The organism is Roseiterribacter gracilis, from assembly GCA_018332375.1.
Taxonomy (GTDB): domain Bacteria; phylum Pseudomonadota; class Alphaproteobacteria; order BOG-932; family Roseiterribacteraceae; genus Roseiterribacter; species Roseiterribacter gracilis.
On record BOPV01000001.1, the window covers coordinates 3,825,934 to 3,846,223 of the forward strand.

23 protein-coding genes are annotated in these 20,290 nt (G+C 64.0%); 8 read left to right on the forward strand and 15 right to left on the reverse strand.

The window, feature by feature from the left end:
• Window positions 1-2 precede the first annotated feature (2 nt).
• From TMPK1_RS19050 to TMPK1_RS19065, 4 genes are all read right to left on the reverse strand, one after another.
• On the reverse strand, window positions 3-4,817 hold the full coding sequence (locus TMPK1_RS19050) for an alpha-2-macroglobulin family protein (RefSeq protein WP_420245050.1): 4,815 nt from the start codon (window positions 4,815-4,817) through the stop codon (window positions 3-5).
• Window positions 4,818-4,883: 66 nt separating this feature from the next.
• Complete coding sequence (locus TMPK1_RS19055) at window positions 4,884-5,342, reverse strand: periplasmic heavy metal sensor (RefSeq protein ID WP_420245051.1); 459 nt, start codon at window positions 5,340-5,342, stop codon at window positions 4,884-4,886.
• Window positions 5,339-5,773, reverse strand: coding sequence for a hypothetical protein (locus tag TMPK1_RS19060; protein ID WP_420245052.1), 435 nt, complete (start codon window positions 5,771-5,773; stop codon window positions 5,339-5,341). Before TMPK1_RS19060 ends, TMPK1_RS19055 begins: the two co-directional genes overlap by 4 nt.
• Window positions 5,770-6,408 carry an RNA polymerase sigma factor gene (locus TMPK1_RS19065; protein WP_420245053.1) on the reverse strand — a complete coding sequence of 213 codons (639 nt, stop codon included), beginning with the start codon at window positions 6,406-6,408 and terminating at the stop codon, window positions 5,770-5,772. Before TMPK1_RS19065 ends, TMPK1_RS19060 begins: the two co-directional genes overlap by 4 nt.
• A gap of 156 nt (window positions 6,409-6,564) precedes the next feature.
• On the opposite strand from TMPK1_RS19065, the gene TMPK1_RS19070 reads away from it, so the two are divergent.
• The gene (locus TMPK1_RS19070; RefSeq protein ID WP_420245055.1) at window positions 6,565-7,050 is read left to right on the forward strand and encodes a GcrA family cell cycle regulator; all 486 of its coding nucleotides are present in this window, start codon (window positions 6,565-6,567) and stop codon (window positions 7,048-7,050) included.
• A 190-nt stretch (window positions 7,051-7,240) separates the two neighbouring features.
• Window positions 7,241-8,215: a thioredoxin family protein gene (locus TMPK1_RS19075; protein WP_420245057.1), complete on the forward strand. Its 975-nt coding sequence runs from the start codon at window positions 7,241-7,243 to the stop codon at window positions 8,213-8,215.
• Window positions 8,216-8,347: 132 nt separating this feature from the next.
• Here TMPK1_RS19075 and TMPK1_RS19080 read toward each other — a convergent pair whose 3' ends face one another.
• Together TMPK1_RS19080 and TMPK1_RS19085 are read right to left on the reverse strand one after the other, a co-directional pair.
• A complete protein-coding gene (locus TMPK1_RS19080; RefSeq protein WP_420245058.1) occupies window positions 8,348-9,562 on the reverse strand; it encodes an NADP-dependent isocitrate dehydrogenase in 1,215 nt (404 codons plus the stop codon).
• A gap of 142 nt (window positions 9,563-9,704) precedes the next feature.
• Window positions 9,705-10,325 carry an LOG family protein gene (locus TMPK1_RS19085; RefSeq protein ID WP_420245060.1) on the reverse strand — a complete coding sequence of 207 codons (621 nt, stop codon included), beginning with the start codon at window positions 10,323-10,325 and terminating at the stop codon, window positions 9,705-9,707.
• An 83-nt stretch (window positions 10,326-10,408) separates the two neighbouring features.
• Here TMPK1_RS19085 and TMPK1_RS19090 point away from each other — a divergent pair, with 83 nt between their 5' ends.
• Together TMPK1_RS19090 and TMPK1_RS19095 are read left to right on the forward strand one after the other, a co-directional pair.
• Window positions 10,409-10,867, forward strand: coding sequence for a c-type cytochrome (locus tag TMPK1_RS19090; RefSeq protein ID WP_420245062.1), 459 nt, complete (start codon window positions 10,409-10,411; stop codon window positions 10,865-10,867).
• Window positions 10,864-11,535: a cytochrome b/b6 domain-containing protein gene (locus tag TMPK1_RS19095; RefSeq protein WP_420245064.1), complete on the forward strand. Its 672-nt coding sequence runs from the start codon at window positions 10,864-10,866 to the stop codon at window positions 11,533-11,535. The genes TMPK1_RS19090 and TMPK1_RS19095 overlap by 4 nt, the downstream gene beginning before the upstream one ends.
• On the opposite strand, the gene TMPK1_RS19100 is transcribed toward TMPK1_RS19095, so the two are convergent.
• Window positions 11,522-11,986 (reverse strand): hypothetical protein, encoded by a 465-nt coding sequence (locus tag TMPK1_RS19100; RefSeq protein ID WP_420245065.1) that lies wholly within the window; start codon window positions 11,984-11,986, stop codon window positions 11,522-11,524. The genes TMPK1_RS19095 and TMPK1_RS19100 overlap by 14 nt on opposite strands.
• Window positions 11,987-12,041: 55 nt before the next feature.
• On the opposite strand from TMPK1_RS19100, the gene TMPK1_RS19105 reads away from it, so the two are divergent.
• Complete coding sequence (locus TMPK1_RS19105) at window positions 12,042-12,689, forward strand: CatB-related O-acetyltransferase (RefSeq protein WP_420245066.1); 648 nt, start codon at window positions 12,042-12,044, stop codon at window positions 12,687-12,689.
• Here TMPK1_RS19105 and TMPK1_RS19110 read toward each other — a convergent pair.
• A complete protein-coding gene (locus TMPK1_RS19110; RefSeq protein ID WP_420245690.1) occupies window positions 12,686-13,240 on the reverse strand; it encodes a L,D-transpeptidase family protein in 555 nt (184 codons plus the stop codon). The genes TMPK1_RS19105 and TMPK1_RS19110 overlap by 4 nt on opposite strands.
• 163 nt (window positions 13,241-13,403) lie before the next feature.
• On the opposite strand from TMPK1_RS19110, the gene TMPK1_RS19115 reads away from it, so the two are divergent.
• Window positions 13,404-14,276: a L,D-transpeptidase family protein gene (locus TMPK1_RS19115; protein WP_420245067.1), complete on the forward strand. Its 873-nt coding sequence runs from the start codon at window positions 13,404-13,406 to the stop codon at window positions 14,274-14,276.
• A 31-nt stretch (window positions 14,277-14,307) separates the two neighbouring features.
• Here TMPK1_RS19115 and TMPK1_RS19120 read toward each other — a convergent pair whose 3' ends face one another.
• Complete coding sequence (locus TMPK1_RS19120) at window positions 14,308-14,553, reverse strand: hypothetical protein (protein ID WP_420245068.1); 246 nt, start codon at window positions 14,551-14,553, stop codon at window positions 14,308-14,310.
• Window positions 14,554-14,953: 400 nt separating this feature from the next.
• On the opposite strand from TMPK1_RS19120, the gene TMPK1_RS19125 reads away from it, so the two are divergent.
• On the forward strand, window positions 14,954-15,310 hold the full coding sequence (locus TMPK1_RS19125; RefSeq protein ID WP_420245070.1) for a DUF1428 domain-containing protein: 357 nt from the start codon (window positions 14,954-14,956) through the stop codon (window positions 15,308-15,310).
• Here the strand turns inward: TMPK1_RS19125 and TMPK1_RS19130 are convergent.
• Window positions 15,307-15,654, reverse strand: coding sequence for an ArsC family reductase (locus TMPK1_RS19130; RefSeq protein ID WP_420245072.1), 348 nt, complete (start codon window positions 15,652-15,654; stop codon window positions 15,307-15,309). The two genes, TMPK1_RS19125 and TMPK1_RS19130, sit on opposite strands and share 4 nt — an antisense overlap.
• Complete coding sequence (locus TMPK1_RS19135; RefSeq protein WP_420245073.1) at window positions 15,654-17,324, reverse strand: formate--tetrahydrofolate ligase; 1,671 nt, start codon at window positions 17,322-17,324, stop codon at window positions 15,654-15,656. The genes TMPK1_RS19130 and TMPK1_RS19135 overlap by 1 nt, the downstream gene beginning before the upstream one ends.
• A gap of 62 nt (window positions 17,325-17,386) precedes the next feature.
• Here TMPK1_RS19135 and TMPK1_RS19140 point away from each other — a divergent pair, with 62 nt between their 5' ends.
• Window positions 17,387-18,346, forward strand: coding sequence for a threonine/serine dehydratase (locus tag TMPK1_RS19140; RefSeq protein WP_420245075.1), 960 nt, complete (start codon window positions 17,387-17,389; stop codon window positions 18,344-18,346).
• Here the strand turns inward: TMPK1_RS19140 and TMPK1_RS19145 are convergent.
• From TMPK1_RS19145 to TMPK1_RS19160, 4 genes are all read right to left on the reverse strand, one after another.
• Window positions 18,336-18,896 (reverse strand): NADPH-dependent FMN reductase, encoded by a 561-nt coding sequence (locus tag TMPK1_RS19145; RefSeq protein ID WP_420245076.1) that lies wholly within the window; start codon window positions 18,894-18,896, stop codon window positions 18,336-18,338. The genes TMPK1_RS19140 and TMPK1_RS19145 overlap by 11 nt on opposite strands.
• A gap of 146 nt (window positions 18,897-19,042) precedes the next feature.
• Window positions 19,043-19,171 (reverse strand): hypothetical protein, encoded by a 129-nt coding sequence (locus TMPK1_RS19150; protein ID WP_420245077.1) that lies wholly within the window; start codon window positions 19,169-19,171, stop codon window positions 19,043-19,045.
• 12 nt (window positions 19,172-19,183) lie between these two features.
• Entirely contained in the window at window positions 19,184-19,333 is a 150-nt protein-coding gene (locus TMPK1_RS19155; protein ID WP_420245079.1) for a hypothetical protein, read from the reverse strand.
• 79 nt (window positions 19,334-19,412) lie between these two features.
• The gene (locus TMPK1_RS19160; RefSeq protein ID WP_420245080.1) at window positions 19,413-20,243 is read right to left on the reverse strand and encodes a helix-turn-helix domain-containing protein; all 831 of its coding nucleotides are present in this window, start codon (window positions 20,241-20,243) and stop codon (window positions 19,413-19,415) included.
• Between the last annotated feature and the right edge of the window lie 47 nt (window positions 20,244-20,290).

A 20,290-nucleotide genomic window follows, 5' to 3' on the forward strand; every position in this document is an offset into this window, starting at 1 on the left:
TCTTACCGCGTCACGACCGTCGTGTTGGCGGCCGCGCCGCGCCCGAACAGATACGGGCGCGTCATGTCTTCGATATACGGGCCCGGCAGTTGGAACGTGCCCGGCGTCACCGCGCGCACGACGTAAGCGACGCGGAACTCTTTCTTGTCTTTCTCGCCGACCGGAATCTGCGGCACCGCGACGAACCGGTCGTCGCGCGCTTCCGCGTGTTCGACCGGGCTCAATTCGCCCAGCCATTCGAACCGGTCGAGCTGGCCGCTATTCGACAGGTCGGGCGTTTCGATTTCCCAACCGGCCGGCAGCATGTCGACCAGCAGCGAATTGGGACGGCCGACGCCGGTGAAGCGACCCGTCAACAACACGACCAGCAGATCGTTCTGGCGTACCTGCGCCGGATTCACCGGTTGGCCGGTGCGATCGAAGATCTGGCGCTGCACGTCGAAGCCTTTGTTCTCTTTCGACTCCGGTGCGATCGCGACGCCGGTGACCGCAACCGACGCGTAGAGCGGCGCGCTGCCTGCATTCTTGATCGCGGGCAATTTGCCGACGCCACCGCGCTGTTCGGCGAAATAGGGACCGGTGCTGGTGGTCGCCTTGCCGTCGACCTCAAGCTTGATCGCAGCCGGCTGCTGTCCCAGCAGCGCTTTGCCGGCGCGCAACAGCCAGGCTTGTTCCTGCGTCGAGAGCGGACGTTTCTGCTGCGCCAATTGCTGCGTCTTTTCCGCTGCCGCCGTGATCGTCGCCGCGTCCGACACTTTTGCTTCCGCCAGCAGCGCGGTCAGCGCCGCCTGGTTGCGCAGATCGCTGCCGTAATCGACCCATTCATTTGCGGTGACGAGCGGCAGTGACGCTGCCTGCTGGAACGACGTGCGTGCTGCAGCGGCGTCGCCGACCAGCGCAAACGCGGCGCCCAGTTCGGCCGCCGCAACCGGTGACTTCAAACGCGGACCCGCCTGGTCGGCGAAATAGCGCAAACGGAACGGATCGGCGCGCTGCTCGCGCGCGAGCACGTAATGCGCATAGGCAAGGCTGTTCAGCGTGTTCGACTTGTCGTCGGGATCGACGGTGCGATCGACGGCACGGGCGAGATAGGCAACGCCCTGCTCGAACGGACCCTGCGGCACATACGCGCCTTGCGCGCGCGCGCGACCGAGGAAGTCCATGACATAGGCGGTGAGCCAGATCTGCGATCCGGTCGTGCCGTCATCGTCATCAGCGGCCCACAGGCTGAAGCTGCCGCTGCGCGCCTGCAGCGACAGGCTGCGTGCAATCGCGTCGCGCAGTTTCGGGTTGGTGACGGGATCGATGTCGACCGGACGACCCAAGGCCTGCAACACGTCGCGCGCATACAAGAACGGCGAGGCGCGGCTGACCACCTGTTCGGCGCAGCCATAGGGATAGGCTTCAAGCGCGCGCGCCAGACCGGGCAGATCGAAATCGGGCAGCGGCGAAACGCTGGCGGCGACGATCGAAGTTTCGGGGCGCAGCCCCGCGCCAAGCGCGGGATCAACCGTCAGCGCGGTGCCTGGCTTCAACTGCACGAAGTTGCGGCGCGTGACGGTCGGGTTGCCCGGCCGCACCGAGATCGGCCAGACGCGATCGAATTTGAGTCCGTTCGGTCCGGTGACGGCGAGACGGATCAACCCTTCGCCGACCGTATTGCCGCGCAACGTGATGCGCGCGTTGCGCCGTTCCTTTTGCGCCAGATCGGTCGCGAGCATGCCGTCGCCTTCGATCGCAACCGCGCCTTCGGCGGTGACCTTCGCGGTGAACGCTCCGCGCGGCGCGTCGGTATTGTCGAGCGTCAGATTCAACGTGGCGCGATCGTCGGGTGCGAGGAAGCGCGGCAGCGACAGATCGGCGACAACAGGATGGCGTACTTCAACGGTCGCGTCGGCATGGCCGAGTTTGGTCGCACTCCACGCCACCGCCATCAGCCGCAGACGCCCGTCAAAGTCGGGCAGGTCGAGCGTGATTTCGGCTTTGCCGCTTTTGTCGACGGCGACGAGACCGCTGAACAGCGAAACGACTTTGGTCGTGCGTTGCGGCAGGTTGGTCAATTGCCGGTTCAGCGCGCTGTCGCCGCCGCCACCGCTTTTCACCTTGCCACGCGCCGCACCGGTCGGGTCGATGACGCGGCCGTAAAGATCGGTGATCGCAACGCCGAGCAGGCGTTTGCCGAACCAGAACTCGTTGGCGTTGGGCGGCGCGTACTCGGTGAGTTGCAGCACGCCGTCATCGACTGCAGCGACGGTGACTTGCACCTGTTCGTCGCCGGCATTGGCGACCGTCAGCGGCAGCTTCACCTGCTGTTGCGGGCGCCACAAAGGTGGCGCGTCGAGTTTGATGTCGAGCGTGCGCGGCGCGGCGTCGACACCAAGCCAGGCGGTGCCAATTGCACGGCGCGGCAGGCGCGTCGCTTTTGCGTCGGGCGGCGCATAGGCAGTGGCGAGCACGTAGGCGCCGGCCGGGCTCGATTTCGGCAGTTCGACGCGCACATTGGCGCCGTCTTTGGTGATGCGGCGCACTTGGGTCGAACGCACCGCGGTGTCGGCAACCGCGATCACGACGTCGGAATCGTAGGGCGGACGAATGAACACGTCGATCGCTTCGCCGGGTGCGGCGTTGGGCTTGGTCGGCGTCACCGTGACTTTGTCGGGCGCACTGTCGGCGCCCGCGACGACCCAACCGCCGACGCTGAAACGCAGGCTGGTTGCGATCGTACCAGATGCGTCGTGCAGCTCGATCCGGTACTGGCCCGGCGGCAATGCGGTTTCGATGCGCGACGGTGCAGCTGCGGCGATCTTGCTGGTGCCGCTGGCAACGCGCGTGGTGCGCAGCGACGAGCGGTAATCCCAGCTGCGTCCGGCGCGGTACCAGAAATATTCGATGTCTTCGCGCAGCACGTCCCAAGCCAGACCGTCTTTGTCGATGCGCGCGCCGTCGGGTGCGACTGCGATTGCGTCGAAGAAGATCGGCTGGTCGGCGGTGGCGCTGCCGGTGAAGGATGCTTTCAGACCCAGCGCGTAGCTGAGATTGGCGACCGCGACCGTTTGCGTACGTTCGACCGGACGTCCACCCGCGTCGAAGATCGACGCAACCAATTGCGCTTCGAGCGGACGCGTCGTGTTGGGAACGCGATCGAGTTTGAGCTCGATGTCGGCCTTGCCCTGCGCGTCGGTCGTGAAGGTGATGGGATCGAGCGAGGTCGGCAGGGTTTCTTCCTGCACCAGACCCCAGGCGTAACCGGGGAAGGCGGGGAAGGGTTGTTCGGCTGGCTTCAACGTCACCGACAGATCGCCCGGCAATTCGCCCGCCGGTGCGCCGTAAAGGTAACGCGCATCGACCGCGACATGGGCTGGCTGTTGCGGCACCAGCAACGCTGCATCGGTGCGCAGATCGAATTCGACGCGCGGCGGTACGAAATCTTCGACCAGGAATTCGACGCTGCCGATCGCGTCGGCTTTGGCGTCGAGATAGGCCTGCACGGTCCAGCCGCCGGTGCGCGCAGTCGGCGGCAGGACGACGTCGAACGTGGCGCCGCCGACGGCCTGTTCCTGTACGACGCGTTGATCGAACGCGACGCCGTCGGGGCGACGGATCTTGATCGTGAGCGGCGTCTTGGGCAGCGCGCGCGCCTGCTCATCGCGCAGCAGCACGGTGACGCGCGCGGTTTCGCCGGGACGATAGATGCCGCGTTCGGCATAGAGGAAGGCTTCGGTCGGGCCGCGCACGGTGCGACCACCGACGCCGCGATCGGTGAGATCGACACGGCCATCGGCAAGATCGAGAAACGCGAACTCGCCCTTGTCGCCATACGCATACACCGCGCGCGCTTTGTCGCCAGCGGTACCGCGCAACAGACCGGGGTCGAAGCGCGCCAGACCCTCGCCGTCGGTGCGCACGCGCACCAGCTCGCGATTGTTTTCGGCGACCAGCGCCAGTTCGATATTCGCGATCGCTTGCGCGCTGGCGAGCGAACGCGCCGACACGACCAGGCTTTCGGGACCGTGATAGGCAGCCAGGCCGAGATCGGCGACGGTGAACCATTGCGTCGCCTGCGCTTCGTAGCGCGCCGGCTGCGCGCCCGGCAGCATCGCGATCGCGACATACAGGCCGGGCTTCAACTCGCCGATCGTTTCGCCGATGGGCAGCGAGGTCAACTTGGCCTGGTTGGCGTCGCCTTTGGTTTCCAGCTCGCCTTGCCAGACGCGTTCGGCTTCGTTCTGCGCCAGCTCGTCGAGTTCGTTGCGCGACAGACGTTCGTCGAGCGAACCGTTGCGCAGACGCTGCAGCAGGTCGCGGTCGCGCACGCGCAGAATTTGAATTGCAACCTTGTCGGCGTTGACGGTGCGCAGCGGCAGACCCTGCGCAGCGCTGCGCGGCAGAACCGTACCGCGGCTGGCGAAGGCGACGCTGGGCGAACGGTTCGGCACCTGCACCGCGAAGCTCTGTGCTTTGGCGAGCGTGACGCCGCCGACACCGGGCAGGCCGGGCAGCAGATTGATCTTCCAGTTGCCGCCGTGGCTGAGGCCGCCGACGCACAGCCGTTCGTCGCGCACCGCGATCGACGCTTTCACCGCGGGTTCGATCTGCACGAAGCTTTCGATCGGCGTCTTGCCGCTGCGATCGATGCGGGCGGGGAACAGGAAACAGGCTTCGGGCGCCGCCTGCTCGGCCGCGACTTCGAGTTTCAGCACTTCGAACGGTTTGGCCGCGGCGGGCTGCGGCGGCTGGTTCGGTTGCGGAGTCGCCGCGCCGCACAGAAGAAGCACCGCCGCGACGAGCGTGGCGCGAAAACCGAAGCTGGATGCCATCTGAACCGAAACTCCCGCGAGACCGGCGGGATCAATACTCCGATGGCGGCTTCTGCTCTAGGCGGGTCAGTTGGGCGGTGGCGGTTCTTTGAGGGCGGGCAACGCATCGACCAGACGGTGGCGACCGTCGGGCGACAGGTGCTGCATCAGGTCGACGAAGGCCTCGTCGCGCAGCTCGCGACTGGTGCGCTGGGCGTCGCGCAGCGCCGCCAGCGATTTCCGCAGCGCCTCGCCGTTGAACGGCTCGGCACGTGCCGCCATCACGACGGCAAGACCGGCCTCGCGCTGTGCCAGGCCGCTGGCGCGCAGCGCCGGGCCGCGGGCATGCAGCATCTGCCGGAAGGCTGGCCGGTCGGGGTTGGGCAGGATCTCGGTGACCTGGGCTGGGCTGGGAAGTGCGCCGGGGGCGGGGTCGGGCGCGCGGTTGAACAGACGTCCGCCTTCCATCCCGACAAAGAAGACGTTGAACCCGATCGAGATCAGCAACAGCACCGACAGGATGATGACGAGGCGCGGACGGTTCACAGGACGGCCTCAACCACCGGGGCGACATCGAACGCATCGTTGGTCGGCGTCGGCGCAGTGACGCCGAGATAGAAGCCCGCGACCGCAGCCGCGACCAGGCCGGCTGCGTGCGGCCACAACAAAGCGGGACGCAGCTCAATTCCCAGCACGTCACTCAGCGCCGCCAGGACGCCGCGTCGCGCCGGCAGTTGCGGTGCGCGCGACAGACGGGCGGCGAGTTGATCGGCTTGCGCGGCATCGATCTGCGGGACTGCGAACTGCTCCAACGCACGGTCGAGGAACTGCGCCTGTTTCCAAGCGCGCCGTGCCGGCAACGAACCGGCCAGCAGGGCGACCGCTTCGGCACGTTCTGCCGCCGGCCAATGCAGCGGTTCGGCGCCATATGCGTCGAGCAGGCGCTCGAACCGTTCCAGTCGAATACGTTCAGTCACGACCCCGTCTCCTTCAAATCGGCATAGGCATCCGCAAGTGTCGCGCGCAACGCGCGGCGTGCCCGTACCAACAGCGACTCGACCGCACCGACGGTGAGATCGAGCAGTTCGGCCGCTTCCACGTTCGAGCGGCCTTCGTAGAAACACAGCACCAGTACTTCTCTCTGGCGCGGCGGCAGCGCCGATACGGCCGTGCCGACGCGCTGTCCCAGTTGCCGCTCGTGGACGCGCGCGAACCCGTCGGCGGACTCGTCGATCGGTTCCGGCGCGTCTTCGATCGGCGTCGTGCGCGGTTTGCGCCGCCGGTCGATCGCGAGATTGGCGGTGATGCGATAGAGCCACGTCGTGAAACGGGCCTTGCCGCCTTCCGCCACCGGCTTCCAGCGCGCGGCATGCGTCCACACACGTTGGAAGGCTTCCTGCGCGACTTCTTCGCCGTCACTCGCCGACCCGGTCAGGCGCGTCGCAAGCGACTGGGTCCGTTGCAGGTGTCGGCGCAGCAAAGTTGCGAAGGCGGCACGGTTGCCCTCGCCGATGCGTCGCATCAGCGTCTCGTCGGACTCCGCCTCGCTGTCTTGCGCTGCCCGTCCGTCGTCGTTCAAACCCTGCCGTCCGCTCAATGCTACGCCCCGCATGCAGCTCACACGGTAACAGGCCGGCGGATCCTGCGCGCGTCTTGCACAGATCTGACGCACGCGCCCTCTTGCAGCCCCTCTAAATGCTGGTAGTCTCCGGCCGCCGGCCTACTACATGTGGGGGCCGAGACCCGCCAAACGAACAGGGAGAGCGCGATGAGCTGGACTGCCGAGCGCGTCGAAACGCTGGAACAGCTATGGCGGAGCGGCCGAAGCGCCAGCCAGATCGCACAGGCTTTGGGCGGGGTTACGCGCAACGCCGTGATCGGCAAGGCGCATCGCCTGGGTCTGATGGGCCGCCCGTCGCCGATCCGTGATGGCCAGGCCGCCGCCGAACGTCCGGCTCGCGTCGCCACGCCGCGTACCGCCGTGCCGAAGCCGGCACCGCGCCCGCCAGTCGTTCGTGCGCCGGTCGAACCGACGCCGATCGCACCCGTGGTGGAATTGGCTGGCGATGCCAGCGCAACCATCCTCACGCTGACCGAGCGCATGTGCAAATGGCCGATCGGCGATCCGCGCGACGAAGATTTCCATTTCTGCGGTGGCACCAACGTGCCGGGCCGTCCCTATTGCGACCATCACGCGCGCCGCGCCTACCAGGTGCCGACGCGTCGCGGTGAAGAAGAACGCAAGGCCGGCTGACAGCAGACGAATTCAGGATGGGGGATCCTGGGGCGCGCGGAGAAATCCGCGCGCTCTTTTCGTTTGCGCACGTGCGTTCAAGAAAAAGGCAACGCGCGGGCGTAACGGAGCAGGCTTGCGCCAGGCGCGCGTTGCCGCCGCGTCCCGGGCGCCCAGCTTTTGGCCGGCAACGAAACCGCACGGGTGCGTCATGGACCGCCGTTCATTTCTTCAATCGACTGGCCTGCTCGCCGCTGGCGCGTTGGCGGGGTTTGTCCCGGCCCATGCCGCCAGCCTGCGCAGCGCGCCCGAATTCACCGGCCTCGACGGTTGGGTGAACAGCACGACGCCGCTGACGATGGCGGGGCTGCGCGGTAAAGTCGTGCTGGTCGATTTCTGGACCTATTCCTGCATCAACTGCATCCGCACGGTGCCGTATCTCAACCGCTGGCAAGAAGAATACGGCCCGCAAGGATTGCAGGTGGTCGGCATCCACACGCCCGAATTCGGCTTCGAGAAAATGCGCCCGAACGTCGAGCTTGCAGTAGAGAAGCGCGGCATCCGGTATCCCGTCGGGCAGGACAACGACTTCAAGACCTGGCGTGCCTGGAGCAATCGCGCCTGGCCCGCTTTCTATCTGGTCGATCGCGAGGGCCGCATCGTGTTGCTGCGCGAAGGCGAAGGTTTCGCCCACGAAATGGAAAGCGCGATCCGCGCATTGCTCAACATCGCAGGGCCGGCAACGAAACATCCGGGCGACGATCCCGACCTGTCGAAAATCCGCACGCCCGAATTCTATTTCGGATCGCAGCACGACATCGCGCAGGACGGCACGCAGCGGCCGCGCCTGGGCGAAGCGAGCTATTCGTTCGACGCGTCGCAGCGTCCGTTGAACGGAAAATATCTGCTCGACGGAAGCTGGAACCGCGAAAGTGAACCGCTGATCTTGCGCTCGCCGACCGGAAGGGTGCGCGTGCGCTTCACCGCCGCGAAGATGCATCTCGTCGCTGCATCGGCGCAGCCGGCGCGTCTCAAGATCACCGTCGATGGTCGCGCACAGGATCCGGTCGATGTCGACTTCGCCTCGCTCTACACGTTGCTCGACGGCAAGGATTACAGCGAACACGTGCTGGACATCGAAACCGACACGCCGGGCCTGACGCTCTACAGCGCGACGTTTGGATAAATCCCCTGCGAAGGCAGGGGGCCATTTGAGGTCGCTGCGATCATAGAAAAAGGCGCGCAGATCACTCTGCGCGCCTTTGTCGTTTCCCATCGCGACTGTTGCGCAATGGATCCCGGCTTTCGCAGGGAATTTTCAGCTCATCGAAGCAGCCAGCTTTTCAGCCAGCTTGTCGAGGAACTGGTTGGTCGTCATCCACGGCTGGTCGGGACCGATCAGGATCGAAAGATCCTTGGTCATCGAACCGTTTTCGACCGTCTCGATGCAGACGCGTTCGAGACGTTCGGCGAACTTCACCACTTCCGGCGTTTCGTCGAACTTGCCGCGATACTGCAGACCCTGCGTCCAGGCAAAGATCGACGCGATCGGGTTGGTCGAGGTGTCCTTGCCCTGCTGATGCAGACGATAGTGACGCGTGACCGTGCCGTGCGCTGCTTCGGCCTCGACCGTCTTGCCATCCGGCGTCAGCAGCACCGAGGTCATCAGACCAAGCGAACCGAAGGCCTGTGCAACCGTGTCCGACTGCACGTCGCCGTCATAGTTTTTGCACGCCCACAGGAAGCCGCCATCCCACTTCAGCGAGCTGGCGACCATGTCGTCGATCAGACGATGCTCGTAGGTGAGGCCGGCTTTGTCGTACTGCGCTTTGAACTCGCGCTCGTAGATATCCATGAAGATATCTTTGAAGCGACCGTCATAGGCTTTGAGGATCGTGTTCTTGGTCGAGAGATAGACCGGATAGCCGCGCGACAGGCCGTAATTGAAGCAGGCGCGCGCAAAGCCGGTGATCGACTCGTCGAGATTGTACATGCCCATCGCGACGCCGGGCTCTTGGAAGTCGAAGATCTCCCAGTTCTGCGCGGCGCTGCCGTCAGCCGGCTGGAAGGTCATCGTCAACTTGCCGGCGCCCGGGATTTTGACATCCGTCGCTTTGTACTGATCGCCGAATGCGTGACGGCCGATCACGATCGGACGCGTCCAACCCGGCACGTAGCGCGGCACGTTGCGCATGATGATCGGCTCACGGAAAATCGTGCCGCCGAGAATGTTGCGGATCGTGCCGTTGGGCGACTTCCACATCTTCTTGAGATTGAACTCTTTCACGCGCGCTTCGTCGGGCGTGATGGTCGCGCATTTGACGCCGACACCGTGCTTCAGAATCGCGTTCGCGGATTCGACCGTGACTTTGTCGTCGGTCGCATCGCGATGTTCGATGCTGAGGTCGTAATAATGCAGGTCGATATCGAGATAGGGCAGGATCAGCTTGTCTTTGATCTGCTGCCAAATGATGCGAGTCATCTCGTCGCCGTCGAGTTCGACGACGGGCTTCAGCACCTTGATCTTGGCCATTTTCGAAGAAGTCCTGGAAGGTCGGAAAGTCGGCCCTTCTAGCACCTGCGGGCCGGGCCTCACCAGCCGATCATGACCCTGTTCGTGAAACCGCTACACTGCGCCGCTGGCGCGGAAGATTGGGCGCCGCTAGGCGCCGGCCCTACATGCGCTTGGTCTCGGGCGCCTGCACCGGCTCGGGCTGGCTGCTGAGGGCCGCCAGCACGTCCTCGACCCGGTCCACCACCTTGAACAGGGTCAGGTGCTTGTCGGTCAGGAAACCCTCGGCCAGCGCGTGCCGCACGAAGGCGAGCAGCGGGTCGTAATAGCCGGCGATGTTCACGAAGATCACAGAGCGGTCGTGCAGACCGAGCTGCTTCCACGTGATGATCTCGAAGGCCTCATCCAACGTGCCGTAGCCGCCGGGCAGCACCACGAACGCCTCGGCCCGGTCGACCATCATACGTTTGCGCACGTGCATCGAATCGACGACATGCAACTCGGTCAGTGCGAGATGCGCGATCTCTTTGACCTGAATGTGCTGCGGGATGATGCCGATCACCTCGCCGCCGGCCGCAAGTGCAGCATCCGCGACGATGCCCATCAGCCCGACCTTGCCACCGCCATACACGGTGCGAATGCCGTTGCTGCCTAAAACTGTCCCGATCGCGCGCGCAGCGTCTTTGTAGATCGGCTTTACGTTTTCCGACGCACCGCAATAGACGCAGACCGAGGCGGGAAGAGACATGCCGGGAATTTCCACTTGTGCCGCGCCGTCATGCACGGGAAGGATCAATCGCAGATACGACGAAGGTATGGGGCGGGGCGCACCCGCCTGGCAAGCGAACGAACAAACGGAGGGATGGAATGCGAGTTCCGATGATGGCGCTGGTAGCGGGCGCAATGGTGGCGATCGCGGGTGTCGCCGTGGCGCAAGCGCCGTCGGTTGGCGACGTGATCAAGACGCGGCAAGCCAATCTGAAACAGATGGGCGGCGCCATGAAAACGTTGGGGGACATGGCGAAAAGCGGCACCGTCGACAAGGCGGCCGGCACCGAAGCCGCGAAGAAGCTCGACGGTCATGCACAAAACATCGCCACCTGGTTCCCGGTCGGTTCGGGTCCCGAAAGCGGCGTTGAAACCAAGGCCAAGCCCGAGATTTGGGCCAAGCAGGACGATTTCAAGAAAGCGGCGGACGGGCTGAAGGCCGAAACCGGCAAGATGCAGCTCGCGGTCGATAGCGGCGACGCGGCCAAGCTCGGCGCGCAAGTCGCAGCAACGGGCAAAGCCTGCGGCACCTGCCACGAACAGTTCCGGTCCAAATGAGACAAGACGAACGGCACGTCCCGATCTGGGACGTGCCGGTACGCCTGTTTCACTGGTTGGTCGTCGTGCTGGTCGCGACGCAATTCCTGACCGCTGAATTCGATGCCTGGGAGCTGCACAAGCTGTCCGGCTACTGCGTGCTGGCCCTGGTTCTGTTCCGCATTGTCTGGGGCTTTGCCGGCACCAGCACGGCACGCTTTGCGACGTTCGTGCGCGGCCCCGCAGCGATCCGTGCCTATGCGCGCAGCTTCTGGTCGCGCACCGCCGAACATGCAGTCGGGCACAATCCGATGGGCGCCTTGTCGGTCGTCGGCATGTTGACGCTGTTGTTGGCACAAGCCGGCACCGGCCTGTTCGCGATGGATACCGACACGGGTCTCGTGTCGGGCCCGCTGGCGCATCTGGTCGGCGACGACACCGCGTTCAAATTCACCGCGGTTCACGAATTCCTCTCGGGCATCGTGCAGATTTTGATCGGCCTGCATGTGCTGATGATTCTGTATTACGCGATTCGCAAGCGCGAGAATCTCATCATGCCGATGATCGTCGGCACCAAGCGTCTTGCAGCGCATGTGCAGGCACCGCCGATGAATGCCTATGCGATCCGTGCGCTGCTTGTAGCCGCCGCGATCGCCATCTTTGTTGTTCTGCTAGTTACGCGGCTTTGAGTTTTTCGACGTGCGGGCGGCTTGCCTGCACGAAGCACAAAATCTCGACCAGCACTTTGTCGATGGTTGCGGCGCCGTCGAGCACGACGTCCCACAGCAACAAGATCGTTTGATCCTGCGCGACGCGAGCGGTGACGCCGTCTTTGCCGCGCAAGGTCCCCATCAGCGTGCGCAGCGACGCGCGGCGCGTCCGTGATTCGGCGGTGTAGGGCAGGCGCACGGTGCGTGCTTCGATGGTGCAGCGTGTGGTTGCGTGCACGCGTGTCAGGATGACCTGCATCGGAAGACCACCCGCAGCGACGCCTAGGCGCACGACGGCAGGCGCTTCGCTGGCGACCGGGCGCCCATGCTCGTCGACCGTGACCGAGCCCAAAGCGGGCTCGCCCAAGGCTTCCAAGCGGCGGACCAGGTCGGCGATTCGCGCGGGGTCGAGATTGAGTTGCGATGACACGGCTCAAGCCCATAGGGTCGCCGCGTAAAAACTTTGCTTATTCCGTGTGGAATTCATGACGCCTGCAAACGAGGCCGGACCCGATCCGCTCGACGTACATCCGATGCCGGGTCACCCACGCGTCACGTATCTCAAGCCCTACGTGACGCGGCCCAATATCGAGGTCGGCGACTTCACCTATTACGACGATCCGACCGGCGCCGACGCGTTCGAGCGCAATGTGCTCTATCACTTCGAGTTCACGGGCGATTGGCTGCGGATCGGCCGGTTCTGCGCCATCGCGGCTGAGACCAAGTTCATCATGAACGGCGCCAATCATCGCACCGAAGGTTTCTCGACCTATCCGTTCCTGATTTTCGGCAATCGCTGGGCCGGGCGCTTTCCCGAAGAGATCGATTTCCCCAAGCGCGGCGACACGGTGATCGGGAACGACGTTTGGATCGGCTTTGACTCGCTGATCATGCCGGGGGTGAAGATCGGCGACGGCGCGATCGTGGCCGCGCGCAGCGTCGTGACGCGCGACGTGCCGCCCTACACGGTTGTCGGCGGGAATCCGGCGGCGGTGCTGAAACAGCGGTTCGACGACGCGACCATCGCCGCGCTGTTGGAAATCCGTTGGTGGGATTGGTCGGCGGAGAAGATCACGCGCAACATCGGCGCCATTGGGCGCGCCGATCTGTCCGCGCTGAAGAGCGCCGCTTAGGGCAGAATCAAAACCCCGACGCCGTCATCGACGAGGCGCCAGATTTCGTCGATCTCGCCGTTGGTAACGGCGATGCAGCCGTTGGTCCAATCGCGCGGCAACTTGGTCGGCGGAAAGCCGTTCGGCGTGCCGTGGATCATGATGAAGTCGCCGGGATCGAGTCCGATTGCGTTCGACCGCACGCGGTCGTCGGCGTTCGGGTACGAGATCTTCAGCGCGCGATGGAACGAGCTGTTCTCTTTGCGCGACTGAATCCAATAGGTGCCTTCGGGCGTACGGCCGTCCCCGCGCATCAGCTTGGGACCGACCGGGACTTTGCCGAGATGGACCTTGTAGGTGCGCAGCACTTGTTCGCCGTGTTTCAGCTCCATCACGCGTGCGGATTTGTGCACGACGATGAGATCGGCTTTTGCGCCGGGGCGTTCGAGGTTCAACGCGCCCGGACCGGCTGGCGCACCGCCGCCGGAGGCCGCAGCCATGTCGACAGGGGCCGTGACCGTGACGAAAACCAGCGCAAGCGATACAAAGAGAGGCCGCAGAGTCGCGGCCATCTTGCTCACGAAAAGATCCCTCATCCCGATGCCGCTCTTTTTGTACCGGTCGAACAGCCGGCCCTTGATTCGTACCGTAGCCTACCGCGCTTGCGGTATGGTTAACACAACTACGTTCGCCAGTGCACTGATTTCGATTGGGATTCTGGCTGCGGACCCAGCCGTGGCAGCGCCGACCGAGAAGGTCGCGGCGCCGGCGGCGGCAGCGAACCCGATCTTGGGTTCGGGCTTCGTCGGGCAGATGCAGACCTACACGACCGCGTACGAAGACTCGCTCCCCGAGATCGCGCGCAAGTTCAACATGGGCTACGTCGAAATCATCGCGGCCAATCCCGGACTCGATCCGTGGGTGCCAGGCGCGGGCAAGCAGGTCGTGATTCCGACTTGGCACATTCTTCCCGGCGCCGCGCATGAAGGCATCGTCGTCAATGTCGGCGAGATGCGCATGTACTGGTATCACGACGGTTCGGTCGAAACCCATCCGATCGGGATCGGGCGCGAAGGCAAAGAGACGCCGCGCGGTTCGACGACGGTCGTGCGCAAACAAGAAAAGCCGACCTGGTATCCGACTGAAGGTACGCGCAAGGACAAGCCGTATCTGTCAGCCGCGGTTGGGCCGGGCCCCGACAATCCGCTCGGCGAATACGCGATGTATCTCGGCTGGCGCTCGTATCTGATTCACGGGACCAACAATTGGATGGGCATCGGACGCCAGGCGTCGCGTGGTTGCATCCGCATGTATCCCGAAGACATCGCGTCGGTGTTTCCGCGCGTGCCGGTCGGCACCAAAGTCACCGCCGTCAACCAGTCGATCAAAGCGGCGTGGCTGAACGATCAGCTGTGGCTGGAGATTCACCCGGATTCAAAGCAGGCCGATGAAGTCGAAGCGGATGGCCGCTTCACCTACGCGCTGCCTGATGGGTTCCTCAAAAACATTTTGGCCGCCGCCGGGTCCGCTTCCAATCGTATCGACTGGGAAGCGGTCCGGCAGGCGGCCAAAGACCGGAAAGGATATCCGGTTCAGATCACGCGATGAGGGACGCGTGAGCGTCCCAAATCGCTGATCATTACTTGCGCATCGACGAGCGACCGGCGCGGGCGTTCGCTTCAGCAGCTTGCTGCGCGGCCTTCGCGGCGTCAGCAGCCTGAGCGGCGCTCTTCGCAGCGCTTTCAGCGGCCATCTTCGCGTCCGACACGTCCTTGCTCAGCTTGGCAGTCGTGGTCGTGTCAGTGGTCTGCGAGCAGGCCGCGACCAGCGCGGTGCAAGCGACCGCGAACATGCCGGCGCCGATCTTACGGGTGATGGTCGTCATGTGTAATTTCCTCTTCTTCTCAAGCGGTTATGGGTCAGGTCGGCCTGTGGTTAGGCTTCTCCTGGTTTCAATAAACGACTCAACCCGCGCTGTAAATCCGCTGTACGCATAAAATCCCAGCGATTCCGCCCCTTTCGAGGCTGCTTCCCCGAGATCACCGCAGGTCAAAATCGGCCACGAGAGGCGATGTCGCGCGGGGCAAACACCGCAGCCAGACGGCCGACGTGAAGCAGCAAACGCCGTTCGACGGTTTCCGATCCACGGACAAATGCAGGGGCGTTCCGATTGTGGCCAATTGGCACCAGACCAACCGGCCGAACGCGGTCCTAGCCACGTCCTAGGGACATGCGCCTAGATCCTCACCGGGCCGGTCGGCCCATACACGCCAGGGAGGCCGCGCATGCCGTTCTATGTCGATGGGTTTGTCGTCCCGGTGCCGAAGAAGAAGCTCGACACCTATCTCAAATTCGCGCGCAAGGCGGCCAAGGTCTGGCGCGAATACGGCGCGCTGCAATGTGTCGAATGTGTCGGCGACGACGTGCCGGTGGGCAAGCAGACGTCGTTCACGCGCGCGGTCGAATTGAAGAAAGACGAAGTCGTCGTCTTCTCCTGGATCACCTACAAATCGCGCGCCGATCGCGACCGGGTGATGAAACGCGTCATGGCGGATCCGCGCTTGCAGATGGCGCCCGAAGATCGACCGTTCGACGCCAAGCGCATGATCTTCGGCGGCTTCAAATCGCGCGTTGCGCTTTAAGCGAACAGCTTCGCGTAATCGTCGGGTTTGAATCCGACGAGCAGTTTGCCGCCGCTTTCCAACACCGGTCGTTTAATCATCGACGGCTGCGCCAGCATCAGCGCGATCGCTTTCTTTTCGGTCAGGCCTTCTTTGTCCTTGTCGGGCAAGGCGCGAAACGTCGTGCCGCTGCGGTTGAGCAGAATTTCCCAACTGACTTTCTTGGCCCAGGACTCAAGTTTCGCAGCCTCGATCCCTGCGGCTTTGTAGTCGTGGAATCCGTATTTAACGTTGTGCGCGTCAAGCCAAGCGCGCGCCTTCTTGATCGTGTCGCAGTTTTTGATTCCGTACATGATGGTCGGCATCAGAACAGGCCCTCGATACGTCCGTGTGCGTCGAGATGAATGAGATTGGCGCTGGGTGCGCGCGGCAGGCCCGGCATGGTCATGACGTTCCCGCAAATCGCGACGACGAAGCCCGCGCCGGCCGACAGACGCACTTCGCGCACCGGCAAAATATGACCCTCAGGCGCGCCCAGCAGCGTCTCGTCGGCGGAAAACGAATAGGGCGTCTTGGCGATGCAGACGGGCAAGTTGTTCCAGCCTTCGCGCTCGAACCGCGCCAGGTCTTTTTCCGCGCGCGCCGACAGAGCGATGCCGCCGGCGTGATAGATCGAGCGTGCGATGGTTTCGATTTTGTCTTTGAGCGGCAGGTCCAGCGCGTAGAGCGGCGCGAAGTTCGATGTCTTCTGCGTCAGCGCCACGACTTCGTGCGCCAGCTCTTCGGCGCCTGCACTGCCCTTGGCCCAGTGGCGGCACACGATGGCTTTGACGCCGAATTTGTCGGCGCAGAATTTTGCCAACTGCGCATGTTCGGCGTCGGTGTCGCCGGCAAAGTGATTGATGCCGACCACGACGGGCACGCCGTAGCGTTGCATGTTCTCAATATGCCGGCCCAGCGAGGCGAGACCGCGTGCCAGAATCTCGGCGTTCGGTTCGGTCACGTTTTTGAGCGGCGCGCCGCCTTGATATTTGAGCGCGCGCAAGGTCGCGACGATCACCACTGCCGACGGCGTCAGGCCGGCGCTGCGGCATTTAATGTCGAAGAATTTCTCGGCGCCAAGATCGGCACCGAATCCGGCCTCGGTGACGGCGAAGTCGCCGAGCTTCATCGCGGTGCGCGTCGCAATCACCGAATTGCAGCCATGGGCGATGTTGGCGAACGGGCCGCCATGCACCAGCACCGGATTGTGTTCGAGCGTCTGCACCAGATTTGGTTGGATCGCATCGCGTAACAGTGCCGCCATCGCGCCCGCGGCTTGCAGATCACCGGCCGTCACCGGCGTGCCGTCGCGTTTGCGCGCAACGACGATGCGCGCGAGCCGCGCCTGCAGATCGACCAGATCGTCGGCCAGGCACAGGATCGCCATCACTTCGGATGCGACCGTGATGTCGAAACCGGTTTCGCGCGGCAAACCGTTTTCGCCTTCGCCGAGTCCGATCGTGATCTTGCGTAGCGCGCGGTCATTGACGTCGGCGACGCGGCGCCAGGTGATGGCGCGCAGATCGATGTCGAGCGCGTTGCCCCAATAGATGTGGTTGTCGAGCATCGCCGCGAGCAGATTGTGTGCGGCGGTGATGGCGTGGAAGTCGCCGGTGAAATGCAGGTTGATCGCTTCCATCGGCGCGACTTGCGCGCGTCCGCCGCCGGTCGCACCGCCTTTGCGCCCGAACACCGGACCCAGCGACGGCTCGCGCAGCGCAACCACCGCGCGCTTGCCAATCCGGTTCAGCGCATCGCCGAGCCCGATCGTCGTCGTCGTCTTGCCTTCACCGGGCGGCGTCGGATTGATCGCGGTGACGAGAATGAGATGACCGTCGGGTTTGCCGCGCAGCTGCTCGACATAGTCAAGGTCGAGCTTCGCTAGATGCCGGCCATGGGTGAAAACCGATTCGGCAGGAATGCCAGCTTTGTCGGCGATCTCGCCAATCTTTTTCAGCGTGACAGTACGAGCGACTTCGATATCGGTCGTCATGCTTCCCCCATGATTGGCCTCTGCTTTAGCGTCTGCCGCTCGATGCTGGAAGGGACGAGAAGATGGCTGCGTTGTTTGACAGGATCCTTGCAGCCCATGCCGCGATTCGACCGGACGTACCGGTGACGCCGCTGGTGCGCAGCGCGTCGTTGTCGGCGCTGTTCGGCTGTGAGCTTTGGTTCAAGCAGGAACATCTGCAACCGACCGGTTCGTTCAAGATTCGCGGTGCGACGAACAAGATTCGAACCTTGAACGCCGTGGCCCGCCGCGACGGCGTGATTACCGCGTCGACCGGCAATCATGGCCAGGCGCTGGCGTGTGCAGGTGCAGCGGCTGGCGTGAACGTCACGGTCTTCGTGTCGTCTGCGGCGGCCAAAACCAAAACCGACGCGATTCGCGCGCGCGGCGCCACCTTGGTGCAAATCGACGGGCCGCCAATCGAAGCGGAGCTGCAGGCGCGCAAACACGCGGCCGAAATCGGCAAGCTCTATGTTTCGCCCTACAACGACGAAGACATCATGGCGGGACAGGGAACGTTGGGCGTCGAGCTGGCAGAGCAAGCGCCCGATCTCGACGCAGTCTTTATCGCAACCGGTGGCGGCGGCTTGATCGGCGGCACCGGCACGGCGCTGAAACAACTGTCGCCCAAGACGCGCATCGTCGGTGTCTGGCCCGCGAACTCCGCCTGCCTGCTGCGCGCATTGGAAGCGGGCGCAATCATCGACGTCGCCGAACAGGACACGCTGTCGGACGGAACGGCGGGTGCAATCGAACCGGGCTCGGTGACGTTTCCAGTGTGCCAGCGCGTGATCGACGAAACCGTCACGGTCAGCGAGGCCGAGATTGCGGCTGCGATGCGCCACATCGCCGACGCCGAACATTGGATCGTCGAAGGCGCGGCCGGCGTCGCATTGGCGGGGTTGATCGAGCGCGCCGACGCCTATCGCGGGAAGAAAGTTGCGGTCGTGCTCTGCGGCCGCAACATCGCGCTCGATCGGTTTCTGCAGGCGGTCAGCGCGTAGCGATCGTCTTCGTCCAGTCGGCGAACGCGGTCATGAACTTGGTGAGAAAGACTTTGGTTGCGTCGAGTTTGAGGTCGCCCTTGTCGTCGAGCAGGTCTTTGACGTTGCCGATATAGGCTTCCGGTTGCTGCAAGGTCAGCACGTCGAGAAAGACCAGTGTGTTGCGCAGCGCGACGTTGGCGCCAAAGCCGCCCAGCGCACCTGGCGAAACGCTGACCACGGCGCCCGCTTTGCCGCCGAACACGCTTTTGCCGTAGGGGCGCGAGCCGACATCGATCGCGTTCTTCAAACAGCCGGGGATCGACCGGTTATATTCCGGCGTTGCGAACAGAACCGCGTTGGCGCCGCGCACCGCATCGCGAAACTTCACCCAGGCAGCAGGCGGGTTCGCTTCGAGGTCTTCGTTGTAGAGCGGCAGGTCGCCGATCTCGACGATCTCGCAGGCAAGCGTCGGCGGCGCCAGCTTGCGCATCGCCACCGCGATTTTCCGCGTGAACGATTCTTTGCGCAGGCTTCCAACCAGCACGACGGCTTTCAACGCTTGGTCCATCTCGTCACTCCAGACAATGCAAGGCGCGGATCATGCTTGGTGGAACCGCCTTTGTCTTGCCGGAAGCGACCAGGATGGCAGCGGTCAGGGCGCGTAGTCGCACCCTGACCGCGAAGCAGCTCGCGCAGCCAGTTCCTGGCAACGCGTCAGAAGATCCGGATCAGACGAATGCGTAGCTCGTCTTCTCTGATCCGCCGGACCGATGGCATCGGTCGTGCGCGGCGTCGTGAACCGGCCAGTGCCGACACGGCGTAACGCGGAAAAAGCTCGTTCATCGTTGCTCCATTTCAGCCGGCCCGCGCGGCGCCGGCATGTGCTTCTTTGAGTTGGGTGGCGCATTCCTGGCAGCAGACTTCGACAGTCTTGCCGCCCAGCTCGACGCTGATCGCGTTGGCGTCGAGTTCGTAGTCGCAGGCAGCGCAGGTTTTCTTGGCCATGAGGTCTGTCTCCTTGGTTCACCCGTGCTCGGGTGGAGACAGAAAAGCGCGTTCGGCCCGTCGGCCGCTTTCAAGTTCTTTAGCGAAGATGCGCCGCGCGCTGAAACTCGGCCGGGCTGCGTCCGTAGATGCGCTTGAAGGACGAGCTGAAATGGCTGTGGCTGGAGAAGCCGAGGTCGAGCGCAAGTGCGGTCAGGTCCTCACACGCGCCCAACAGATCCAGCGCGCGCGCCAGGCGCAGCTGCAGTTGATAGCGATAGAGCGGCACGGCTTCGACTTGCTGGAACACCTGCGTCAGATAGACGGGGGACACGCCGACTTCGCTCGCGATGTCGGCCAGAGTCCAACGACGCGCCAGGTCGGAGGCCAGAACCAGCTTGGCGCGATCGACCAGCTTCTGCTTGCTGAAGCTGCCACGCGCTGCGTGCGACGTCGTTTCGCCCAATGCGCGGCGGATCAAGGTCAGCGCCAGCGTTTCGCCTTCCAGCGGTTCGACTGCGTTGTTCGACAGGCCGTGGCGCAGCAGCGCGACCAGCGCCTGGGCGCGCGGATCGATGCGCAGACGCTGGTTGTGAAAGCGCGCTGCATCGTTGCCATGCACGAGGTCTTTCGGTGCCAGCTCGCGCAGCAGCGCGTCCTCGATCGAGAACGACAAACATGCGTCGCCGCCTTCGACCGGATGGCTGATGTGATAGCTCTCGTCGGCGTTGAACAAGACGAGCTGGTTCGCTTCCGCCACCACCTCCTCGCGTCCGACATGGCGCATATAGACGCCGCGATACGGGAACACGAGATGGGTGGAGAAGGCGCACTCTTCGTCGCTTTTGTGCCGGCACGTGCCGGTGCAGACGACGTCGCGAATCTCGATCGTCTTGGTGCGCAGCAGAAGATGGCTGTGAAAGTCGCTCACGGAACTCCTATAGCACGGTTCAGCCTGCCCGCGCCGGGGCGCCGGCA